At 69.5% G+C, this 19,653-nt stretch carries 19 protein-coding genes; 12 read left to right on the forward strand and 7 right to left on the reverse strand.

The features are described 5' to 3' along the window. From LCL87_RS16765 to LCL87_RS16775, 3 genes are all read right to left on the reverse strand, one after another. The coding region (locus LCL87_RS16765; RefSeq protein WP_225021615.1) for a DNA-formamidopyrimidine glycosylase family protein at positions 1-731 on the reverse strand (731 nt) is incomplete at its 3' end. A 19-nt stretch (positions 732-750) separates the two neighbouring features. Further along, complete coding sequence (locus LCL87_RS16770; protein ID WP_107983247.1) at positions 751-1,233, reverse strand: ribose-5-phosphate isomerase; 483 nt, start codon at positions 1,231-1,233, stop codon at positions 751-753. A 78-nt stretch (positions 1,234-1,311) separates the two neighbouring features. After that, positions 1,312-1,950, reverse strand: coding sequence for a mycothiol-dependent nitroreductase Rv2466c family protein (locus tag LCL87_RS16775; RefSeq protein WP_225021617.1), 639 nt, complete (start codon positions 1,948-1,950; stop codon positions 1,312-1,314). Positions 1,951-2,116: 166 nt separating this feature from the next. Between LCL87_RS16775 and LCL87_RS16780 the strand changes: the two genes are divergently transcribed. Both LCL87_RS16780 and pepN read left to right on the forward strand, forming a co-directional pair. Further along, a complete protein-coding gene (locus LCL87_RS16780; RefSeq protein WP_225021619.1) occupies positions 2,117-3,367 on the forward strand; it encodes an FAD-dependent oxidoreductase in 1,251 nt (416 codons plus the stop codon). A 131-nt stretch (positions 3,368-3,498) separates the two neighbouring features. After that, complete coding sequence (gene pepN, locus LCL87_RS16785; RefSeq protein ID WP_225021621.1) at positions 3,499-6,084, forward strand: aminopeptidase N; 2,586 nt, start codon at positions 3,499-3,501, stop codon at positions 6,082-6,084. A 69-nt stretch (positions 6,085-6,153) separates the two neighbouring features. Here the strand turns inward: pepN and LCL87_RS16790 are convergent, their stop codons facing one another. From LCL87_RS16790 to LCL87_RS16800, 3 genes are all read right to left on the reverse strand, one after another. Next, positions 6,154-6,630, reverse strand: coding sequence for a DUF5130 domain-containing protein (locus tag LCL87_RS16790; RefSeq protein ID WP_225021623.1), 477 nt, complete (start codon positions 6,628-6,630; stop codon positions 6,154-6,156). Beyond that, positions 6,617-6,865, reverse strand: a complete 249-nt coding sequence (gene ctaJ, locus LCL87_RS16795) for an aa3-type cytochrome oxidase subunit CtaJ (protein ID WP_225021625.1) — start codon at positions 6,863-6,865, stop codon at positions 6,617-6,619. The genes LCL87_RS16790 and ctaJ overlap by 14 nt, the downstream gene beginning before the upstream one ends. 61 nt (positions 6,866-6,926) lie before the next feature. Beyond that, positions 6,927-7,592, reverse strand: a complete 666-nt coding sequence (locus tag LCL87_RS16800; RefSeq protein WP_225021627.1) for an HNH endonuclease — start codon at positions 7,590-7,592, stop codon at positions 6,927-6,929. Between the two features lie 165 nt (positions 7,593-7,757). Between LCL87_RS16800 and LCL87_RS16805 the strand changes: the two genes are divergently transcribed. The 10 genes from LCL87_RS16805 (at position 7,758) to LCL87_RS16850 (ending at position 18,971) form a co-directional block, all read left to right on the forward strand. After that, entirely contained in the window at positions 7,758-8,174 is a 417-nt protein-coding gene (locus LCL87_RS16805) for a globin (RefSeq protein ID WP_225021629.1), read from the forward strand. Positions 8,175-8,235: 61 nt separating this feature from the next. Then, positions 8,236-9,840, forward strand: coding sequence for a glycoside hydrolase family 13 protein (locus LCL87_RS16810; RefSeq protein WP_225021631.1), 1,605 nt, complete (start codon positions 8,236-8,238; stop codon positions 9,838-9,840). A gap of 132 nt (positions 9,841-9,972) precedes the next feature. Then, positions 9,973-11,664 (forward strand): FAD-binding protein, encoded by a 1,692-nt coding sequence (locus LCL87_RS16815; protein WP_225021632.1) that lies wholly within the window; start codon positions 9,973-9,975, stop codon positions 11,662-11,664. 28 nt (positions 11,665-11,692) lie between these two features. Beyond that, positions 11,693-12,466: a glucose 1-dehydrogenase gene (locus LCL87_RS16820; protein WP_225021633.1), complete on the forward strand. Its 774-nt coding sequence runs from the start codon at positions 11,693-11,695 to the stop codon at positions 12,464-12,466. A 54-nt stretch (positions 12,467-12,520) separates the two neighbouring features. Then, positions 12,521-13,234: an IclR family transcriptional regulator domain-containing protein gene (locus LCL87_RS16825; RefSeq protein WP_225021635.1), complete on the forward strand. Its 714-nt coding sequence runs from the start codon at positions 12,521-12,523 to the stop codon at positions 13,232-13,234. A gap of 221 nt (positions 13,235-13,455) precedes the next feature. After that, complete coding sequence (gene mhpA / locus LCL87_RS16830; protein ID WP_225021636.1) at positions 13,456-15,180, forward strand: bifunctional 3-(3-hydroxy-phenyl)propionate/3-hydroxycinnamic acid hydroxylase MhpA; 1,725 nt, start codon at positions 13,456-13,458, stop codon at positions 15,178-15,180. Positions 15,181-15,191: 11 nt separating this feature from the next. Continuing rightward, positions 15,192-16,055: an alpha/beta fold hydrolase gene (locus LCL87_RS16835; RefSeq protein WP_225021638.1), complete on the forward strand. Its 864-nt coding sequence runs from the start codon at positions 15,192-15,194 to the stop codon at positions 16,053-16,055. Positions 16,056-16,071: 16 nt separating this feature from the next. Continuing rightward, on the forward strand, positions 16,072-17,013 hold the full coding sequence (locus tag LCL87_RS16840) for a 3-carboxyethylcatechol 2,3-dioxygenase (RefSeq protein WP_225021640.1): 942 nt from the start codon (positions 16,072-16,074) through the stop codon (positions 17,011-17,013). 111 nt (positions 17,014-17,124) lie between these two features. After that, on the forward strand, positions 17,125-18,357 hold the full coding sequence (locus LCL87_RS16845) for a cytochrome P450 (RefSeq protein WP_225021649.1): 1,233 nt from the start codon (positions 17,125-17,127) through the stop codon (positions 18,355-18,357). 2 nt (positions 18,358-18,359) lie between these two features. Further along, positions 18,360-18,971 carry a TetR/AcrR family transcriptional regulator gene (locus tag LCL87_RS16850; RefSeq protein WP_225021651.1) on the forward strand — a complete coding sequence of 204 codons (612 nt, stop codon included), beginning with the start codon at positions 18,360-18,362 and terminating at the stop codon, positions 18,969-18,971. Between the two features lie 18 nt (positions 18,972-18,989). On the opposite strand, the gene LCL87_RS16855 is transcribed toward LCL87_RS16850, so the two are convergent. After that, the gene (locus tag LCL87_RS16855) at positions 18,990-19,607 is read right to left on the reverse strand and encodes a class I SAM-dependent methyltransferase (RefSeq protein ID WP_225021653.1); all 618 of its coding nucleotides are present in this window, start codon (positions 19,605-19,607) and stop codon (positions 18,990-18,992) included. Between the last annotated feature and the right edge of the window lie 46 nt (positions 19,608-19,653).

Here is a 19,653-nt window from a genome sequence, read left to right on the forward strand (position 1 = left end):
GTGCCGCAGATGCGGCACGCCGATCCTGCTCTGCGGTAGGTGTAGGTGCGCGGCCGATCCTTGGCGTACGCCGGATCACCGTGGTCGTCCTCGGGACGCACGACGTGCATCTTGCCGCGGCGCACCCCGACGTTCATGAGGTCGACGAGATCGGCCCATATCGCGTCGAACTCGGCGCGGCTGACCTTCTTGCCGGGACGCTCCGGATGGATGCCGTGCCGGAACAGGATCTCGGCGCGGTAGACGTTGCCGACGCCGGCGAGAACGGCCTGGTCCATCAGCAGCGCGCCGATCGGTGTCTGCGACTTCGAGATTCGCGCCCACGCGCGGTCCGGATCGGCGTCCCTGCGGAGCGGATCGGGTCCGAGCCGGGCCTCGATGGCCGCGACCTGCGGCGGGTGCAGCACCTCGCACGCGGTCGGCCCGCGCAGGTCGGCACCGTACTCGGCGCCGATCATTCGCATGCGAACCTGCCCGACCGGCGCCTCCAGCGGCACCGCGGACTCGGTGAACTTCCCGTACAGGCCGAGGTGGACGTGCACCACCAGGCCGTTCTCGTAGTGGTGCCACAAGTGCTTGCCCCACGCGTCCGAACGCACGAGGACGCGGCCGTCGATCAGGGCCGCGTCCTCGGCGAATCGTCCTTGCGGGCTCGACACCCACACCGGTGATCCCGCGAACCGTCGCTGGTGCAGACGCGCGAGACGGTGCAGGGTGTGTCCCTCGGGCAAGGTGGTCTACCCGGTTCCGTCAGGCCTCGGGGGCCGCGGGAACGGCGGGTGCGACGCCGGTCTTCTCGTACTCGGCGAGGATGTCGATGCGGCGCTGGTGGCGCTCCTCGTCCGACCACTCGGTGGCCAGGAAGGCGTCGACGATCGCGAGGGTCTCCTCGAGCGAGTGCATCCGACCGCCGATGCCGATGAGCTGGGCGTTGTTGTGCTGACGCGCGAGCTGCGCGGTCTCGACGCTCCAGGCCAGCGCGCAGCGGGCGCCGGGCACCTTGTTCGCGGCGATCTGCTCACCGTTGCCGCTGCCGCCGAGGACGAGGCCGAGGCTGCCCGGATCGGCGACGACGCGGCGAGCCGCCTCGATGCAGAAGGCCGGGTAGTCGTCGACGGCGTCGTAGACGTGCGCACCGCAGTCGATGGCCTCGTGGCCGTTCGCGGTGAGGTGTTCGATGATCTCGTTCTTGCGTTCGAAGCCGGCGTGGTCGGCACCCAGGTATACGCGCATGACGTCAATTCTGACAGGCGACGTCGTCGCGGCACCCCTCGGGGACGCCGCGACGACGTCGCGCTCCGGCCGGGAACCTCAGTCGAACTCGGGGTCCTCGGTGCGGGTGCGCTTGAGCTCGAAGAAGTGCGGATACGACGCCAGCGCGACCGTGCCGTCCCACACCCGGCCGGCGTCCTCGCCGCGCGGGATGCGGGACAGGACCGGTCCGAAGAACGCGGTGCCGTTGACGTGGATGGTCGGGGTGCCGACGTCGTCGCCGACCTTGTCCATGCCGGCGTGGTGGCTGCGGCGCAGTTCGGCGTCGTACTCGTCGGTGTCCGCGGCCGCGGCCAACTCCGCCGGCAGTCCCAGTTCGGCGAGGGCCTCGACCACGACGTTCGTCAGATCCTGGTCGCCGCCGTTGTGGATGCGGGTGCCCATCGCGGTGTACAGCGGCAGCAGGATCTCGTCGCCGCGCTGCTGCGCCGCGGCGATGAGGACCCGCACCGGGCCCCACGCCTGGGCCATCCTCTCGCGGTACTCCTCGGGCAGCTCGCGGCCCTCGTTGAGGACGGCGAGGCTCATGACGTGGAAGTTGGCCTCGATGTCGCGGACCCTCGTGACCTCGAGAATCCAGCGCGAGGTGATCCAGCACCAGGGGCACAGCGGATCGAACCAGAAGTCGACGGTGTCCGTCGCGTCGTCGGTGCCGGGGGTCTGTGCTCGAGTGCTCACTCGTGTCTCCTTGTCCAGGGCGCGGCGACGTCCACGCCGTACCTCTCGATTCAAGGGAACCACGGCGACGCGGGAATGCTTCCCCAGCACGCCGACACCTCGGTTAGGGTCGATTGCGGACAGCGAAATGACAGATCCAGTCGCAACACTGGAACGGAGCATTCACGTGACTTCCCCCGAGCCATCGCAGCGCACCTTCGTCATCGTCGGCGGCGGTCTCGCCGGCGCCAAGCTCGCAGAATCCTTGAGGGCCAGAGATTTCGACGGCACCGTCGTACTCCTGAGCGCCGAGGACCATCTGCCCTACGAGCGGCCGCCGCTCTCCAAGGAACACGTCGCGGGCAAGAAGGACCTGCCGGACTTCACGGTGCAGAACGGCGACTGGTACCGCGACCACCACGTGGACCTGCGCCTGGGCACCACCGCGGAGGCGATCGATCGCGACAACCGACACGTCGTGCTGCCCGACGGTTCCACGCTCGGCTACGACAAACTCGCCCTCGCGACCGGGTCCCGCTCGCGTCGGCCACCGATACCGGGCGCCGACGCCGCGGGGGTGCACTACCTGCGCACGATCGACGAATCGGACGCGTTGATCGCGGCACTGACCCCGGGCTCGCGCCTGGTGATCGTCGGTGCCGGGTGGATCGGGCTCGAGATCGCCGCGGGTGCCCGCGGCAGGGACGTGTCGGTGACGATCGTCGAGGCCGCGGAACTGCCACTGCTGGCGGCGCTGGGCCGGGAGATGGGCACGGTGTTCGCCGATCTGCACCGCGCACACGGCGTCGACTTCCGTTTCGGCGCGAGGGTCGAGGAGATCACCGTCTCCGACGGACGCGCCGACGGCGTGCGCCTGGGCGACGGCACGGTTCTGCCCGCCGACGCGGTACTGGTGGCGGTGGGCGCGCAGCCCAACATCGAGATCGCCGAGGCCGCCGGGCTTTCCATCGACGACCACGACGGCGGGGTGCTGGTGGACGGCACCCTGACGACGAGCGATCCGCACATCGTCGCGGTCGGCGACATCGCGGCGCAGCAGCATCCGCTGCTGGGCGCCCGGATTCGCGTCGAGCACTGGGCGAATGCTCTCAATCAGCCGGCGATCGCGGCGGCGACGATGCTCGGCCATCCCGTCGAGTTCACGAATCTGCCGTACTTCTTCACCGATCAGTACGACCTCGGTATGGAGTACGTGGGTTGGGCGCCGGAGTATTCGAAGGTCGTCACCCGCGGCGACGTCGGTGCCCGCGAGTTCCTCGCGTTCTGGCTCGACGAGGAGAACCGGGTGCTCGCGGGGATGAACGTCAACATCTGGGACGTCACCGACGACATCAAGGCACTGGTCGCCTTCTCCGGCCCGGTCGATCCGGCCCGCCTCGCCGACCCCGCCGTCCCCCTCCCCGATCTACTCCCCTGACCCTCGCGTTTTGCGCACTTGTCGCGCCCGCGACAGCGAGATCACCGCGACAAGTGCGCAAATCGCGGGGGAAACGGGATGCGTGATGGGATAGCAGGAAGTGTTCGTCCACCCGTGATGAGGAGTTCTCCGTGGCCCCACCGAATCTGACCCGCACTCAGGCCGCCGAACGGTCGGCGTTGGTCGCGGTCGACAACTACCGCATCGACCTCGACCTCACCGACGGCTCCGGGCGTCCGGGCGAGAAGACCTTCCGGTCACGGACCACCGTGACGTTCCGGGCCACGGCCGGCGCATCGACGTTCATCGATCTCATCGCTGCCACAGTGCATTCCGCGGTGCTGAACGGGACGCCGGTCGACTTGTCCGCGTACGACGAGGCCACCGGGATCGCACTCGACGGCCTGGCCGAGACCAACGAGCTGGTCGTCGATGCGGACTGCATGTACACCAACACCGGTGAGGGCCTGCACCGCTTCGTCGACCCGACCGACGACGCCGTGTACCTGTACTCGCAGTTCGAAACGGCGGACGCGAAGCGGATGTTCGCGTGCTTCGACCAGCCGGATCTCAAGGCCACCTTCGACATTTCCGTCACCGCGGCCGAGGACTGGACGGTCATCTCGAACGCCGAGCCGGTACAGACGCTCGCGGCCACCCCGGGCCGGCACGTCTTCCGGACGACACCGCGCATGAGCACGTATCTGGTGGCGCTGATCGCCGGCCCGTACGCGCAGTGGACCGACTACTACACCGACGAGCACGGCACGATCCCGCTCGGCATCTACTGCCGTTCCTCGCTCGCCGCGTACATGGACGCCGAACGCCTGTTCACCGAGACCAAGCAGGGCTTCGGCTTCTACCACCGCAACTTCGGGATCCCCTACGCGTTCGGCAAGTACGACCAGCTGTTCGTGCCGGAGTTCAACGCGGGCGCGATGGAGAACGCGGGCGCGGTGACGTTCCTCGAGGACTACGTGTTCCGGTCCAAGGTGACCCGCTACTCGTACGAGCGGCGCGCCGAGACGGTGCTGCACGAGATGGCGCACATGTGGTTCGGCGATCTCGTCACGATGCGGTGGTGGGACGACCTGTGGCTCAACGAGTCCTTCGCGACGTTCGCGTCGGTGCTGTGCCAGAGCGAGGCCACCGAGTACACCAACGCGTGGACCACGTTCGCCAACGTCGAGAAGTCGTGGGCGTACCGGCAGGACCAGCTGCCGTCGACGCATCCGATCGCCGCCGACATCCCCGACCTGGCCGCGGTCGAGGTCAACTTCGACGGCATCACGTACGCCAAGGGCGCGAGCGTGCTCAAGCAGCTCGTCGCGTACGTGGGTCAGGAGCCGTTCATGGCGGGCCTGCGCGACTACTTCGCCGAGCACGCGTTCGGCAACGCCACGTTCGACGACCTGCTGCGGGCGCTGGAGAAGGCGTCCGGCCGCGACCTGTCGAGCTGGGGAGCACAGTGGCTCAAGACCACGGGCCTGAACATCCTGCGCCCGGACTTCCAGATCGAGCCCGACGGCACCTTCCGCAACTTCGCCGTGCTCCAGGACGGCGCCGAGCCGGGCGCCGGCGAGACCCGCGTGCACCGCCTCGCCGTCGGCATCTACGACGACGACCCGGCCACCGGCAAGCTCGTCCGCACCCACCGCGTCGAGCTGGACGTCGAGGGCGCGCGCACCGACGTCCCCGAACTGGTGGGCGTACCGCGCGGCAAGCTGATCCTCGTCAACGACGACGACCTCACCTACTGCTCGCTGCGCCTGGACCGGGATTCGCTCGACACCCTCGTCGGCCGGATCGGCGACATCGCCGAGCCGCTCCCCCGCACCCTGGCGTGGTCGGCGGCGTGGGAGATGACGCGTCAGGCGGAGATGCGCGCCCGCGACTTCGTCAGCCTCGTGCAGCGTGGCATCGGCGCCGAGACCGAGGTGGGCGTCGTGCAGCGGCTGCTGCTGCAGGCGCAGACGGCACTGTCCGCGTACGCCGATCCCGGCTGGGCGGACGCGTTCGGCTGGCCCGCGTTCGCGGACCGGCTACTGGAGCTCGCCCGCGAGGCGGAGGCCGGCTCCGACCACCAGTTGGCGTTCGTGAATGCCCTGGCCGGCTCGCAGCTGTCGGCCTGGCACACCGAGATCCTGCAGGAACTGCTGGACACCACCGATCCGACGACCGTCGGGCTGGCCGGGCTCGTGGTGGACACCGATCTGCGGTGGCGGCTCGTGCACGCGCTCGCGGCCGCCGGCGAGATCGACGCCGACGGCCCCGCGACGCCGGTGATCGATGCGGAGGCCCAGCGCGACCCCACTGCGGCCGGAGCCCGTCAGGCGGCGTCCGCGGCCGCGTCCCGCCCGCAGGCCGCCGTCAAGGAGCAGGCGTGGACGACGGTCTTCGATGACGACACCGTCCCCAACATCACCGCGCGCGCGATCATCGGCGGCATCGTGGCACCCGGGCAGTCGCAGTTGCTCGAGCCGTACGTCGCGCGCTACTTCGCCGAGATCCCGGCGGTGTGGGAGCGGCGGTCGAGCGAGGTCGCGCAGACCGTCGTCGTCGGGCTGTACCCGTCGTGGTCGATCAGCGAGCAGTCGGTGGCCGCGGCGGACGCGTTCCTCGCGGGCGAGCACCCGCCGGCGCTGCGCCGCCTGGTCGTCGAGGGCCGCGCCGGCATCGTCCGGTCGCTGAAGGCCCGCGCGTTCGACGCGACCTGACCCACGAACGCCGGTGACCCGGTGCCGTAGGGCACCGGGTCACCGGGGGTGGAGCGTGAGTACAGGGACTTACTTGGCGGCGATCGCCGCGCTCATCACGCGCAGCGCCGAGACGAGACCGTCGACGAGGTCGCCCTCACCGAAGGACGCGAGCGCGGCGGTGACGCCGAGCTGAGCGACCCGGTCCGTGACCCGGTTCTGGACGGCCCGGCCACCGCGGATCTCGATCGCGCGCTGGTTGGGCGAGACCGCGATGAGGACCGAACGCTCGGCCTCCGGGGTGTGCGGGAAGACCGCGTCGGTGCCGACAGCGGTGTTCTCGCCGAGATCGCCGACGTAGATGTTGAACCGCACCTTGGTGGAGCGGGTCGCATCCGTCAGGGCGTCGTCGAGGCGCACCAACTGGTCGGTCGTGAAGGGCAGCAGGTCGTCGAACGACTCGCCGATGCGGTGCACACCGGAGATGCGACCGCTGGTCGTCACGACGGTGCCGACCGGCAGATCTGCCGGGGCCACCGAGGTCTGGATTACGTCACCACTTGCCACTTGCCGAACCTCCGATCACGTCTGCACCCGCGGCGTGCGCGGCGTGGTGACCGTGCGTGGTCACCTCGTCGACGGCGCTCCACAGGACCGGCTGATGGGTCCAGCGCTCGCCGAGGCGGTACTCGGTCGGCACGAAGCCGGGCGACTTCTTGGTCATGAAGGACAGTCCCGCGACGATCGCGATCACCAGGACGGGTATCCCTACGAATATCAGCACTGTCTCGAGAATGCTCACGACGCAAACCGTAGCCGAGTCCTGCCGAAATGGAAGCGTCGGGGCCGAATCTCCGGTCTTCTCAGGCCGCGCCCTCGCCCAGATAGGGAAGCCACGTCGGATGCACCTCGGTGGTGCTGGACAACAGCCTCCAGTGCGGACCCGACGGAGGCACGAGCGCGGCCTGGAGGGTCCACCCCAGTTCCGCTAGCAGTTTGTCCGCTTTGCGGTGATTACACGGTGCGCAGCACGCGACGCAGTTCTCCCACGAATGTCCGCCCCCGCGACTGCGCGGCACGACGTGATCGATCGTCTCGGCCTTGTCCCCGCAGTAGCCGCAGCGGAAGCGGTCGCGGTGCATCAGCGCGGCCCGCGTCATCGGAACCCGGGAGCGATAGGGCACCCGGACGTAGTTGCGAAGGCGGATGACCGACGGCACCTGAAGCGAGCAGCCCTCGGAATGGATGACCGGCCCGAGTGGATCCTCGTGGACGGCGTCGGCCTTGTCGCAGACCATCAGCACGACGGCGCGGCGGGCGGGCAGGGCGGTCAGTGGTTCGAATGTGGCGTTGAGCAACAGCACCCGGCGTTTGTTCCAGCCCGGCTGCAGGCTCCGGCCCGGCAGAACGAGCCCGGTCGTGCCGGGCTCGGGAATGACATGCAGCGGAAAAGCCCCCGACGTGCGATTACCCCGCACATCAGTGGGCACGAGTTGTCGATGCGCTCGCGCGCCGTGTCGGTGTGCCATGCGACCTCCGCGAAGACTGACCCAAGTTGACCACGGATGACGCGGTCCCGCACACCCATTTCCGCGAAAAAGTTGCTGCACGATCGATGAACACGCGGTGCCGTGCACCACACCGGGACACGCTTCGGCCCCTTCTCCGCGAAACCGGGCACAATGGGACGCGACATGACTGACACGAACCCCACGACCCCCACCCCGCAGCAGACCTTCTACGACGCGGTCGGCGGAGCCGAGACGTTCCGCAAGCTCACCGCGCGGTTCTACGAGGAGGTCGCGAAGGACGAGATCGTCCGGCCGCTGTACCCCGAGGAGGACCTCGGGCCGGCGGAGCGCCGCATGCGCATGTTCCTCGAGCAGTACTGGGGCGGACCGCGCACGTACTCCGAGGAGCGCGGGCATCCGCGCCTGCGGATGCGGCACAACCCGTTCAAGATCGGCCCGATCGAACGGGACGCGTGGCTGCGGTGCATGCACGTCGCGATTGCGTCGATCGACGATCGGACACTCGACGAGGCTCACCGCCGTGCGCTCGTGGACTACATGGAGATGGCGGCGGCGTCGATGGTGAACTCGCCGATCTAGCGGCCGCGACACAGCCGCATACGTCGATCCTCACGCTTCCGATGCGGCACTATGACTTGCTGTGACCACCCGCGAGGATCGGCCCACCGCCGACGCAGCGCCCGCCGCGCGTCCGTGGTGGTCGGATGCTGTCTTCTACCAGGTCTATCCGCGGTCGTTCTCCGACTCGGACGGTGACGGTGTGGGCGATCTGGGCGGCGTGATCGACCGCCTGGGCTATCTGGAACTGCTCGGGGTGGACGCGATCTGGCTCAGCCCGGTCATGCGCTCCCCGATGGCCGACCACGGCTACGACGTCTCCGACCCGCGGGACATCGATCCCCTGTTCGGCGACCTCGCGACGATGGACACGCTCATCGCCGAGGCGCACGCCCGCGGCATCCGGGTCACGATGGATCTGGTCCCGAACCACACGAGCGATCAGCACCCGTGGTTCCTGGAGGCCCTCGCCGCCGGCGCCGGCTCGAGCGCCCGCGAGCGCTATCTCTTCCGCGACGGCCGCGGCCCGGACGGCGCCGAGCCACCGAACAACTGGCCGAGCGTGTTCGGCGGCCCGGCGTGGACACGGATCACCGAGCCCGACGGCTCCCCCGGGCAGTGGTACCTGCACATCTTCGCCGCCGAACAGCCGGACCTGAACTGGGACAACCCGGAGGTGTTCGACGACCTCGAGACGACCCTGCGATTCTGGCTGCACCGTGGCGTCGACGGCTTCCGGATCGACGTCGCGCACGGCATGGCCAAGCCCGAGGGCCTGCCGGACCACGATTGGGACACCAACGCCCTGCTCCGCAACGGTGACGACGATCCCCGCTTCAACAATCCGGCGGTTCACGAGATCCACCGCGGCATTCGCGCGGTCATGAACCAGTACCCGCACGCGATGTCGGTCGGCGAGATCTGGGTCCGCGACAACGAGCGGTTCGGCGAGTACATCCGCCCGGACGAACTGCACCTCGGCTTCAACTTCCGCCTCGCCGAGACCCCGTTCGAGGCCAACGCCGTGCGCGCCGCGATCGAGAACTCGCTCGACGCCGTCGCCCGGGTGGGCGGCACGCCCACGTGGACGTTGTCGAACCACGACGTCGAGCGGGAGGTCACCCGGTACGGCGCCGGTGCCCGCGGGACCGCCCGCGCCCGCGCGATGGCGCTCGTCGAATTGGCGCTGCCGGGGGCGTCGTTCATCTACAACGGCGCCGAGCTGGGTCTGCCGAACGTCGACCTTCCCGATGCGGTGCTGCAGGACCCGGTGTGGGAACGATCCGGGCACACCGAACGCGGCCGGGACGGGTGCCGCGTGCCGCTGCCCTGGGAGGGGACCCTGCCGCCGTTCGGGTTCTCGACCGAGCCGGACACGTGGCTGCCGATCCCGGCGGAGTGGGCGGACCTGACCGTCGAGGCACAGCTCGAGGACGTCGACTCGACACTGTCGCTGTACCGCGCGGCACTCGAACTGCGGGCCACCCTGCCGGAGTGTTCGGGCGACGAAATCGATTGGTACGGAAGCCCACCCGGCTGTTTCGCGTTCCGCCGCCGGGGCGGGCTGATCTGCGTCCTCAACGCCACCGACGCCCCGATCCAGCTGCCGCCCGGCACCGCCGTGCTGTCGAGCCTGCCCCTCGTCGACGGCCTGCTCCCCGCCGACTCGGCGGCCTGGCTGGTGTGATTCGCCGACCTCCCGCCCAGCGGGAGGGACGATTTCGCCGCCCTTCGCGCCCTTTCTAGGGTCGTGGACGCGACGCGACCGGACACCCATGTCCGCTCGCCGTCTCCCCCACGCACCCCGAGGAGTTCCGCGATGGCCGCGACCGAACCCAACCAGACCGAGCAGTCCACCGAGTCCCAGTGGGACCACGAGGTGGACCTGCTCGTCGTCGGCAGTGGCGCAGGCGGTTTCACTGCCGCCCTCGCCGGAGCTGCCGAGGGTCTGCACACCCTGCTGATCGAGAAGGCCGACGTCTACGGCGGTGCCACCGCGCTGTCCGGCGGTGGCGTGTGGGTACCGAACAACCCGCAGTTGATCCGCGACGGTCTCGGTGATTCCCGCGCGGACGTGCGCCGCTACCTCGATGCGGTGCTCGGCGACCGGGTGCCGTCGGCCAACCTCGACGCCTTCATCGACGAGGGCCCGAAGACGCTCGAGTTCCTGGAGACGTCGAGCCCGCACATGCGCTTCCAGTGGTGCACCGGATACTCGGACTACCACCCCGAGCAGCCGGGCGGCCGTCCCGCCGGCCGCACCATCGAGCCGCTGCCGGTGGATCTGAAGAAGCTCGGCGCCGACGAGTCGCTGCTGCGTCCCGCCGCACTTGCGACGCCGCCAGGGCTGTTCATCACGTCCAAGGACTTCGTGCAGCTCAACATGGTGATGCGCACGTGGAAGGCCAAGCGCGCGGCGCTCAAGACCGGGCTCAACGCCGTCAAGGCGATCCTGCTGCGCCGCCACATGGACACCCTGGGCCGTGCCCTGATCGCGCGACTTCGGCTGGCTCTCAAGGACGCCGGTGTTCCGCTGTGGCTGAACACCCCGATGCAGTCGCTGATCACCGACGAGTCCGGGACCGTGATCGGTCTCGTCGCCGAGCGGGGCGGGCGCACCGTGCGGATCCGCGCGCGACGCGGCGTCCTGCTGGCCACCGGCGGCTTCGAGTTCAACCAGGACATGCGCAAGGCGTACCTGCCCGAGGGTGGCCGCGACAACTTCAGCGCCGCTTCCAAGCACAACACCGGCGACGGCATTCTCGCGGGCCAGAGTGTCGGCGCCGCAGTCGATCTCATGGACGACGCGTGGTGGATGCCGTCGTTCCAGCGCCCCGACGGCATCGTGCAGGTGATGGTCGCCGAGCGGTCCGTCCCGCGGTCGATCATCGTGGACCAGCACGGCAAGCGGTTCACCAACGAAGCGGCGCCGTACGTCACGTTCGTGCACGACCAGCTCGCCGGCGGCCACGAGCCCACGTGGTTCGTGTTCGACGAGCGCGCCAAGAAGCGTTACCCGATCGGCGGCATCATGCCGGGCCAGAAGTTCCCCTCGGCGTGGATCGACGGCGGCCTGATCGTCGTCGCCGACACGATCGAGGAACTGGCCCGCAAGATCGACGTCCCGGTCGCGCAGCTCACCGAAACCCTCGCGCGTTTCAACGGATTCGCCCGAAACGGGCGGGACGAGGACTTCCACCGCGGCGAGAGCGCGTACGACAACTACTACGGCGATCCGAGCCTGCCGCACCCCACGCTCGACGCCATCGACACGGCGCCGTACTACGCGCTGCGGATGCGCGCCGGCGACCTGGGCACCAAGGGCGGACTGGTGTACAACGAGAACGGTCAGGTCCTGCGCGCGGACGGTTCCGTGATCGACGGCCTGTACGCCACCGGCAACACGTCGGCGTCGGTCATGGGCAACGACTACGCGGGAGCGGGCGCCACCATCGGACCCGCGATGGTCTTCGGATACATCGGTGCCCGGCACGCCGCCCACGGCAAGTGACAACGTAAATAGCTGGAAGGTGAGCCAAATGAGTGAATCGGCAATGCTGTCCGACAAGGTCGTTCTCGTCACGGGCGGTGCCCGCGGTCTCGGTGCCGCGTTCGCGCGCCGGATCGTCGACGGTGGCGGCAAGGTGGTGATCGCGGACGTCCTCGACGACGACGGCCGCGCCACCGCCGCCGACCTGGGCGACGCCGCCCGCTACGTCCGCCTCGATGTGACCGACGCCGACGCGTGGCGGGCCGCCGTCGAGTTCACGGTCGCCGAGTTCGGCTCGCTGACCGGTCTGGTGAACAACGCGGGCGTGTCGACCGGACAGTACATCGAGCACGAGCCGCTCGAGCACTTCCGTCAGGTCCTCGACATCAACCTGACCGGCGTGTTCAACGGCATCCAGGCCGTCATCGCCCCGATGAGGGCCGCGGGCGGCGGGTCGATCGTGAACATCTCGTCCGCCGCGGGCCTGATGGGCCTGGCGCTCACCGCGGGCTACGGCGCGTCGAAGTGGGGCGTGCGGGGGCTCTCGAAGATCGCCGCCGTCGAACTCGGCACCGACCGGATCCGGGTCAACTCGGTCCACCCGGGCATGACCTACACCCCGATGACCGCGGGCGTCGGCATCCAGCAGGGCGAGGGCAACTACCCCAACACCCCGATGGGCCGGGTCGGCGAGGCCGACGAGATCGCCGGCGCGGTGGCGTACCTGCTGTCGGACGCGGCCTCCTACGTCACGGGCGCCGAGATCGCCGTCGACGGCGGCTGGACCGCCGGCCCGACCGTCAAGTACGTCATGGGGCAGTGACCGACCGCCGCTCGGTGTGCACATTGTGCACACCGCTCGGCATAAGGTGAGCCTGTGGCCACCACCGATCCGAACCCGCAGACCACCCCGTCGCCCACCCGCGCCACCGGTACCCAGACGCTTGCGCGGGGCCTGCACGCGCTCGAACTTGTGGCCAACTCCGCGGGCGGACTGACGATCCAGGACGTCGCGGATCGACTGGGCGTGCACCGCAGCATCGCGACCCGCCTGCTGGCCACCATCGCGGACCGTCGCCTCATCAGCCGCGGACCGGACGGCCGCTATCGCGCGGCCGGCGGGCTGGCCGCCCTCGGACGCGAGGTCTACTCCGGGCTACGCCAGGTCGCGACGCCACTGATGCAGGACCTCGCCGACCGGCTCGGCGCGAGTGTCGCGCTGTTCGTGGCCGAGGCCGAGGACGCCGTCGCCGTGGTCGTCACCGAACCCGCGAACTCGACGGTCCGGGTGTCGTTCCGGCAGGGTGGCCGCCATCCCCTCGACCGCGGTGCCGCCGGGTACGCGCTGCTCACCGCACTCCCCCCGCGCGCCGGCGAGGATCCCCGGGTCACCGAGGGCCGCCGCAGGGGTTACGTGATCAGCTTCGGCGAGGTCGAACCCGGCTACTGGGGCCTCGGCGCCCCACTCGCGCAGGTCGAGAACGAACCGGCAGCCTGCCTCACGATCATCAGCGCGTCGAAGGAACTCATCGAGGGGTCCGTCGAGGCGACCCTCGAAGCCGTCGCCCAGCTCCGCAGGTACACCGCATGACCTGAAGGCTCGACTCCCGCACACGAAACCCGCACCGACCCCACTCGGTGCGGGTTTCGTGCGTTCCGGGGCAGGTGGACCCCTCGCCGGACGGCCCGGGCTTGCAGCGGGCGGCGTGTCCGTGTTCACATAGTGCATATCAACGTGCAACTAACGGTCACGAATGCGCGCTATGCGCACATTCGGGGATCAGGGGCCGGCGCAGCCGCAGTGAGGAACCCATGAACACCACCCACCACGACAGTGACGTGATCATCGTCGGCGCCGGACCCGTCGGTCTGATGCTCGCGAACATCCTCGGCATGTACGGCCGGTCGGTCACCGTGCTCGAGGCGCTCGACGACCTCATCGACTACCCCCGCGGCGTCGGACTCGACGACGAGTCCTTCCGCACGATCCAGACCGTCGATCTGGTCGAGTCCGTGCGCCCGCACACCAATCCGCAGCACATCATGCGACTGGTCAACGGCGCCGGGAAGGTCATCCTGGTCAACAACCCGCAGACCGTCGAGTTCGGGTGGGAGCGCAAGCACGGGTTCATCCAGCCCGAGGTGGACCGCGCACTGTACGAAGGCCTTTCGAGGTTCGACGACGTGCGCGTCCTGTTCGGCCACCAGGTCGAGACGGTCGAGGAGGATGCCGACTCGGTCACCGCGATCGCCCGCGTCGCCGGCCCCGACGGCGAGGTCGAGGAACACCGGTTCCGGGCCCGATTCCTGGTGGGCTGCGAAGGCGGCAAGTCGCCGACCCGCAAGCGCCTGGGCGTCACGTTCGAGGGCGAATCCCCCTCGACGCGTTGGCTCGTCGTGGACGTGAACAACGATCCGCTCGGCACCCCGAACGTGTTCCTCGGGGCCGACCCCAAGCGCCCCTACGTCTCGATCGGCCTGCCGCACGCGGTGCGCCGCTGGGAGTTCATGCTGCACGACGGTGAAACCGAGGAGCAGGTCACCGATCCCGCCTTCGTGAACCAGCTTCTCGCCGAGCATGTTCCGGATCCGTCGAAGCTCGAGTTCATCCGGCGTCGAGTGTTCACGCACCACGGCCGGGTGGCGTCGAGCTTCCGCAAGGGCCGCCAGATCGTCGCCGGCGACGCCGCGCACCTGATGCCGGTGTGGATGGGCCAGGGCTGGAACTCCGGCATGCGCGACGCGACGAACCTCGGCTGGAAGCTGGCGGCCGTGCTGTCCGGACAGGCCGACGCCGCGCTCCTCGACACCTACACCGACGAACGCAAGGACCACGCGCAGGCGATGGTCGACCTGTCGCTCACGTTCGGCAAGTTCATCAAGATCACCAACCCGGCGGCCGCCGCCCTGCGCGACGCCGCGTCGTCCGCACTGAACCTCTTCCCGCAGGTCAAGAGCTACTTCGCGGACATGCGGTTCAAGCCGATGCCGCGCTACACCCGGGGCGTGCTCGCCGATCCCACGACGCAGGCGTCGGGCCGGGCGGCGGCGCAGCTGACCAGTCGGCTGATCCCGGTGCGGACCGCGAACAGCACGGTGTCGCCCGTGGGTGTGCAGTTCCCGCAGCCGCGGGTGCACACCCGCGACGCCGCCGACGTCCTGCTCGACGACGCGATCGGCAACTGGTGGTCGGTGCTGGTGTGGGGCAACAACCCCCGCGACCTGCTCCCTCAGGAGTCGCTCGACAAGCTCGACGCGCTGGGCGCCCGGCTGGTGGCGATGGTCCCCGAGACGCAGCGCGAGTGGGCCGAGAAGTACATGGACGACGACGTCGTGGTCCTCGGTGATCACACCGGTCGCTTGAAGAAGTGGTTCGACGACCGCCCCACCCCGATCGTCTTCCTGCGCCCGGACCGTTTCGTGGCCGGCGCCTGCCTGGCCCAGCACGCCCCCGCCACGCTCGACGCCATCCTCGCGGCAATGTCGTTCACCGGCCGCCCCGCCTCGGTCGCCGCCCAGCCGTCGCTCGCCAACTGAAGGAGACCTCCATGTCCGTCCCCACCCCCGATTACACGACCGACGCCTTCTTCGGACTCGAGGACAGGTGGCTCGAGACCGCCCACGGCGAGCTCACGCACTACCACGAGCTCGGTGAGGGCACCCCGATCCTGTTCCTGCACGGCTCCGGGACCGGTGTCACCGCGGCCGCGAACTGGTGGCTGAACCTGCCCGAATTGAGCCGGCACGGCCGCTGCATCGCGATCGACTCGATCGGTTACGGGCAGAGCGTGGTCGCCGACGGCACCGCGTACGGCATCAAGGAGTGGGTGCGCCACGCCGTCCGCGTCCTCGACGCGCTCGGCATCGACAAGACGTGGATCGTCGGCAACTCCCTCGGCGGCTGGCTCGCCTTCCAGTTCGCGATCGACTTCCCCGAGCGCCTGCTGGGCATCGTGTCGATGGGCACCGGCGGCGCCAAGCTCACCGGAGCGCTTGCCGCGCACGCGAATCCGACCCTCACCGAGGCCGGCATCCGCAAGACCCTCGAGATGTTCGTGGTCGACAAGTCGCTGGTGACCGACGAACTGGTGTCGCTGCGCTACCAGTCGGCCCTCAACGACACGGCATCCGATCGGCTCGCCGACGTCGTCGCGGCCCGCGACCGGGACCGGCACGCGCTGCCGCTGGACTTCGACGTCCTCGCCCGCCTCGACGTCCCGGTGCTGCTGATCCACGGCGTCCAGGACGTCGTGATCCCGGTGTCGCGGACGTGGGATCTGCTGAACGTGGTCCCGCATGCCGACGCCCACGTCTTCAGCCAGTGCGGCCACTGGTCGCAGGTCGAGCGCGCGTCCGAGTTCAACGAGGTCGTCGGCAGCTACCTCGCCCGCCACGCCGACACCGAGCGCTGACGGGAGGAGAAGCGTCATGCCGCAAGCCCTGCTGTGCATGTCCCACAGCCCGCTGCTCGACCACGCCGACCCGCCCGCCGACGTCGTCGCGTCGGTGCAGGACGCGTTCGAGCACGCGCGCGGGTTCGTCCGGGACTTCGATCCCGAGCTGGTCGTGAACTTCGGCCCGGACCACTTCAACGGGTTCTTCTACGACCTGATGCCGCCGTTCTGTCTCGGCTACCGCGCGCACGGCACCGGCGACTACGACTCGTTCGCCGGTGACCTCGACGTCCCGGCGGAGATCGCCGAGGATCTCGCCCAGTTCGTGATCGACCGGGGCATCGACCTGGCGATCTCGCGGCGGATGGAGGTCGACCACGGTGCGGTGCAGCCGATGGAGATCCTGCACGACGGCGACGCCTCCGCCCGGCCGGTGCTGCCGATCTTCGTGAACTCGGTGGCCCGTCCGTTCGTCCCGATGTCCCGCGTGCGGGCGTTCGGGCAGGCCGTCGGCGAGTACTTCCGCACCACCGACCGTCGGGTGCTGTTCATCGGTTCGGGCGGGCTCTCCCACGACCCGCCGGTTCCGCAGTACGCGACCGCCACCGATACGCAGCGCGAGTTCCTCACCGCCGGTAGGCATCCCACACCGGAAGCCCGGGCGGCCCGACAGGCCAACACGATCGCGACCGCGCGCCGGTTCGCGGCCGGCGAGGCCGACATCATGGACCTCAATCCCGACTGGGACCGCGCGTTCCTCGAGGTGTGCCGGTCCGGGCGCGTCGAGGACTTCGACCGCTACACCGCCGACGGTATGGACGCCGTCGCCGGGCACTCCTCGCACGAGGTCCGCACCTGGGTGGCGGCGTACTCGGCGCTGCACGCATGCGGAGACTACGACGTGACCTACGAGTTCTACCGGCCGATCCCGGAGTACATCGCGGGCTTCGCGGTCACCACCGCGGTCCCGCGCTGACCCTTCGCCCCGGTGGCCGAATGTCATACGCGTCTCGCCCGACCGAACGCATGTGACATTCGGCCACCGAACGGGGTTGACAACTTCGGCGATCTGTCTCACAGTCGAGACATGACGACGACCATGTCCGGCAAGGCGTCCTACGTTCCCCGCTCCGGCGCGTCGTGGCGGGATCCGTGGCCGATGTACGCGGCGCTGCGCGATCACGACCCCGTCCACCACGTGGTGCCCGACGGCTCGCCGCAGGACGACTACTGGGTGCTCACCCGACACGAGGACGTCTACACCGCGGCGCGCGACGCCGAGACGTTCTCGTCCGCCGAGGGCCTGACGATGACGTACGGCGAACTCGACAAGATCGGTCTGCGCGACAATCCGCCGCTGGTGATGCTCGACCCGCCGGTGCACACGCAGTTCCGCCGCCTGGTCGCGCGCGGCTTCACGCCCCGGCAGGTGGAGGCCGTCGAACCCGAGGTGCGCCGTTTCGTCGTCGAACGCCTCGAGAGTCTGCGCGCGGCCGGCGAGGGCGACATCGTCACGGAACTGTTCAAGCCGTTGCCGAGCATGGTCGTCGCCCACTACCTCGGCGTCCCGCCGGAGGACCGCGGCCGGTTCGACGGCTGGACCGATGCCATCGTCGCCGCCAACGCGACCGGCGATCCGCTCGCCGCCCAGACCGCGGTGGTCGAACTCATGACCTACTTCGGCGGCCTGATCGAGCGCCGCACGTCCGACGCGGCCGCCGGCAACTCTGGCGACGACACGATCTCGCACCTGGTCGCGGCGGGCGTCGGCGCGGACGGCGACGTCTCCGGCCTGCTCTCGATCCTCGGTTTCGCGTTCACCATGGTGACCGGCGGCAACGACACCACCACCGGAATGCTCGGTGGCGCAGTGCAACTGCTGACCCGACGTCGCGGTCAGCGGCAGCTTCTCCTCGACGACCCGTCGCTCATCCCGGGTGCCGTCGAGGAACTGCTGCGCCTCACCTCGCCGGTCCAGGGGCTGGCCCGCACCACCACGTGCGACGTCACGATCGACGACGTCACGATTCCCGCGGGCCGCAAGGTGCTGCTGGTGTACGGGTCCGCGAACCGTGACCCCCGCATGTTCGGCGAGAACGCCGAGGAACTCGACGTCCGGCGAAATCCCAAGCAGATCATGACGTTCAGCCACGGCAACCACCACTGCCTCGGCGCGGCGGCCGCGCGCATGCAGGCCCGGGTCGCGCTCGAGGAACTGCTCGCCCGCTGCCCCGACTTCGAGGTCGACATCGACGGCGTCGAGTACGCCGCGGGCAACTACGTGCGACGGCCCACGCGCGTCCCGTTCCGCGCCGGATGACGATGTCTTCCAGCACATCCGGTTCGTGGCTGAGCGACGAACGCAGCGAGGCGGCCGCCGGGAAGATCCTCGACGCGGCCGCCGAACTGTTCGTCGTGCGCGGCGTCGCGTCCACCGGCATGGCCGAGGTAGCGAAGGCCGCGGGTTGCTCTCGCGCGACGCTCTACCGCTACTTCGACAACCGCCGGGCCCTGCACCGGGCGTTCGTGCACCGCGAGGCCCGTCGGCTCGGCGAGAGCGTCGCGGCGGCCGTCGCGCCGATCACCGACCCGCGGGAGCGGGTGACCGAGGCCGTCCTTCTGTCCGTCCGCGAGGTCCGCTCGACGCCCACGCTCGCCGCATGGTTCGGCCTCGGCGACGCGGGCCTGGCCTCGGAACTCGCGAGCACGTCCGAGGTGATCGAGGTGCTCGGCACCGCGTTCCTCTCCGACGTCTGGAACGCCGACGACGCCGAGATCGCCCGCCGCGCGCGGTGGTCGGTGCGCGCGATCGTCTCGCTCCTCACGGTGCCGGGCATCGACGACGCCGACGAGCGCGCGATGATCGAGCAGTTCCTCGTGCCGGTGCTACTGCCTCCCACGCCTGCCCCGGCCGCGAGTCGTCCGCGTTCGTAGACCGACCACTCACCGGATCTACTGCCGGCGCGCGACGATCGCCCCGTGTGGCCGGTAACCGCTCCCCGTCCGGGTGTGCGTCTCGATCAGCTCGAAGCCGGCCTCGAGCAACACGCGGCCGAGTTCGTCCACCGGCCACCGGTAGGCGGTGGCCGCGGCATGGTCGAACGGCTCGACGACGGCTCCCTCGAAGAAGCCCACCAACAACCCCCCGCCCGGCCGGACCACGCGCGCGAACTCGCGGAGTGGAACCCCGATCTCCTCCGGGTCGTGATGAATCAGCGAGTACCAGGACAGAACACCACCCAGTGATTCCGTCTCGGCGTCCAGGGCCTCGAAGCTGCCGAGGTCGAAGGTGAGCGACGGATACGTCCCGCGTGCCCGTTCGACGAACTCGGGAACGAGATCGATTCCGCTCACGGCCATTCCTTGCTCGGCCAGGAAATCGGTCCACTGCCCGGGACCGCACCCCGCGTCGAGTATGGGATCCGTCACGGTGGCCGCCCAGCTGCGCACCAGGGTCCGATCGGAGGAATGCGTCGACGTCATGGAGCCGAACAGGTCCGTGTACTCCCGAGATCTGGCCGAGTAGGCCTCCCGGACGAACTCGGCTCTCCGGGCATTCGTGGTCGCCATGCCGGCAATGATCGCCGACGAGCTTGTAACACCGCGCGTGGCGCGG

This window comes from Prescottella equi (genome assembly GCF_020171745.1).
GTDB lineage: Bacteria > Actinomycetota > Actinomycetes > Mycobacteriales > Mycobacteriaceae > Prescottella > Prescottella equi_A.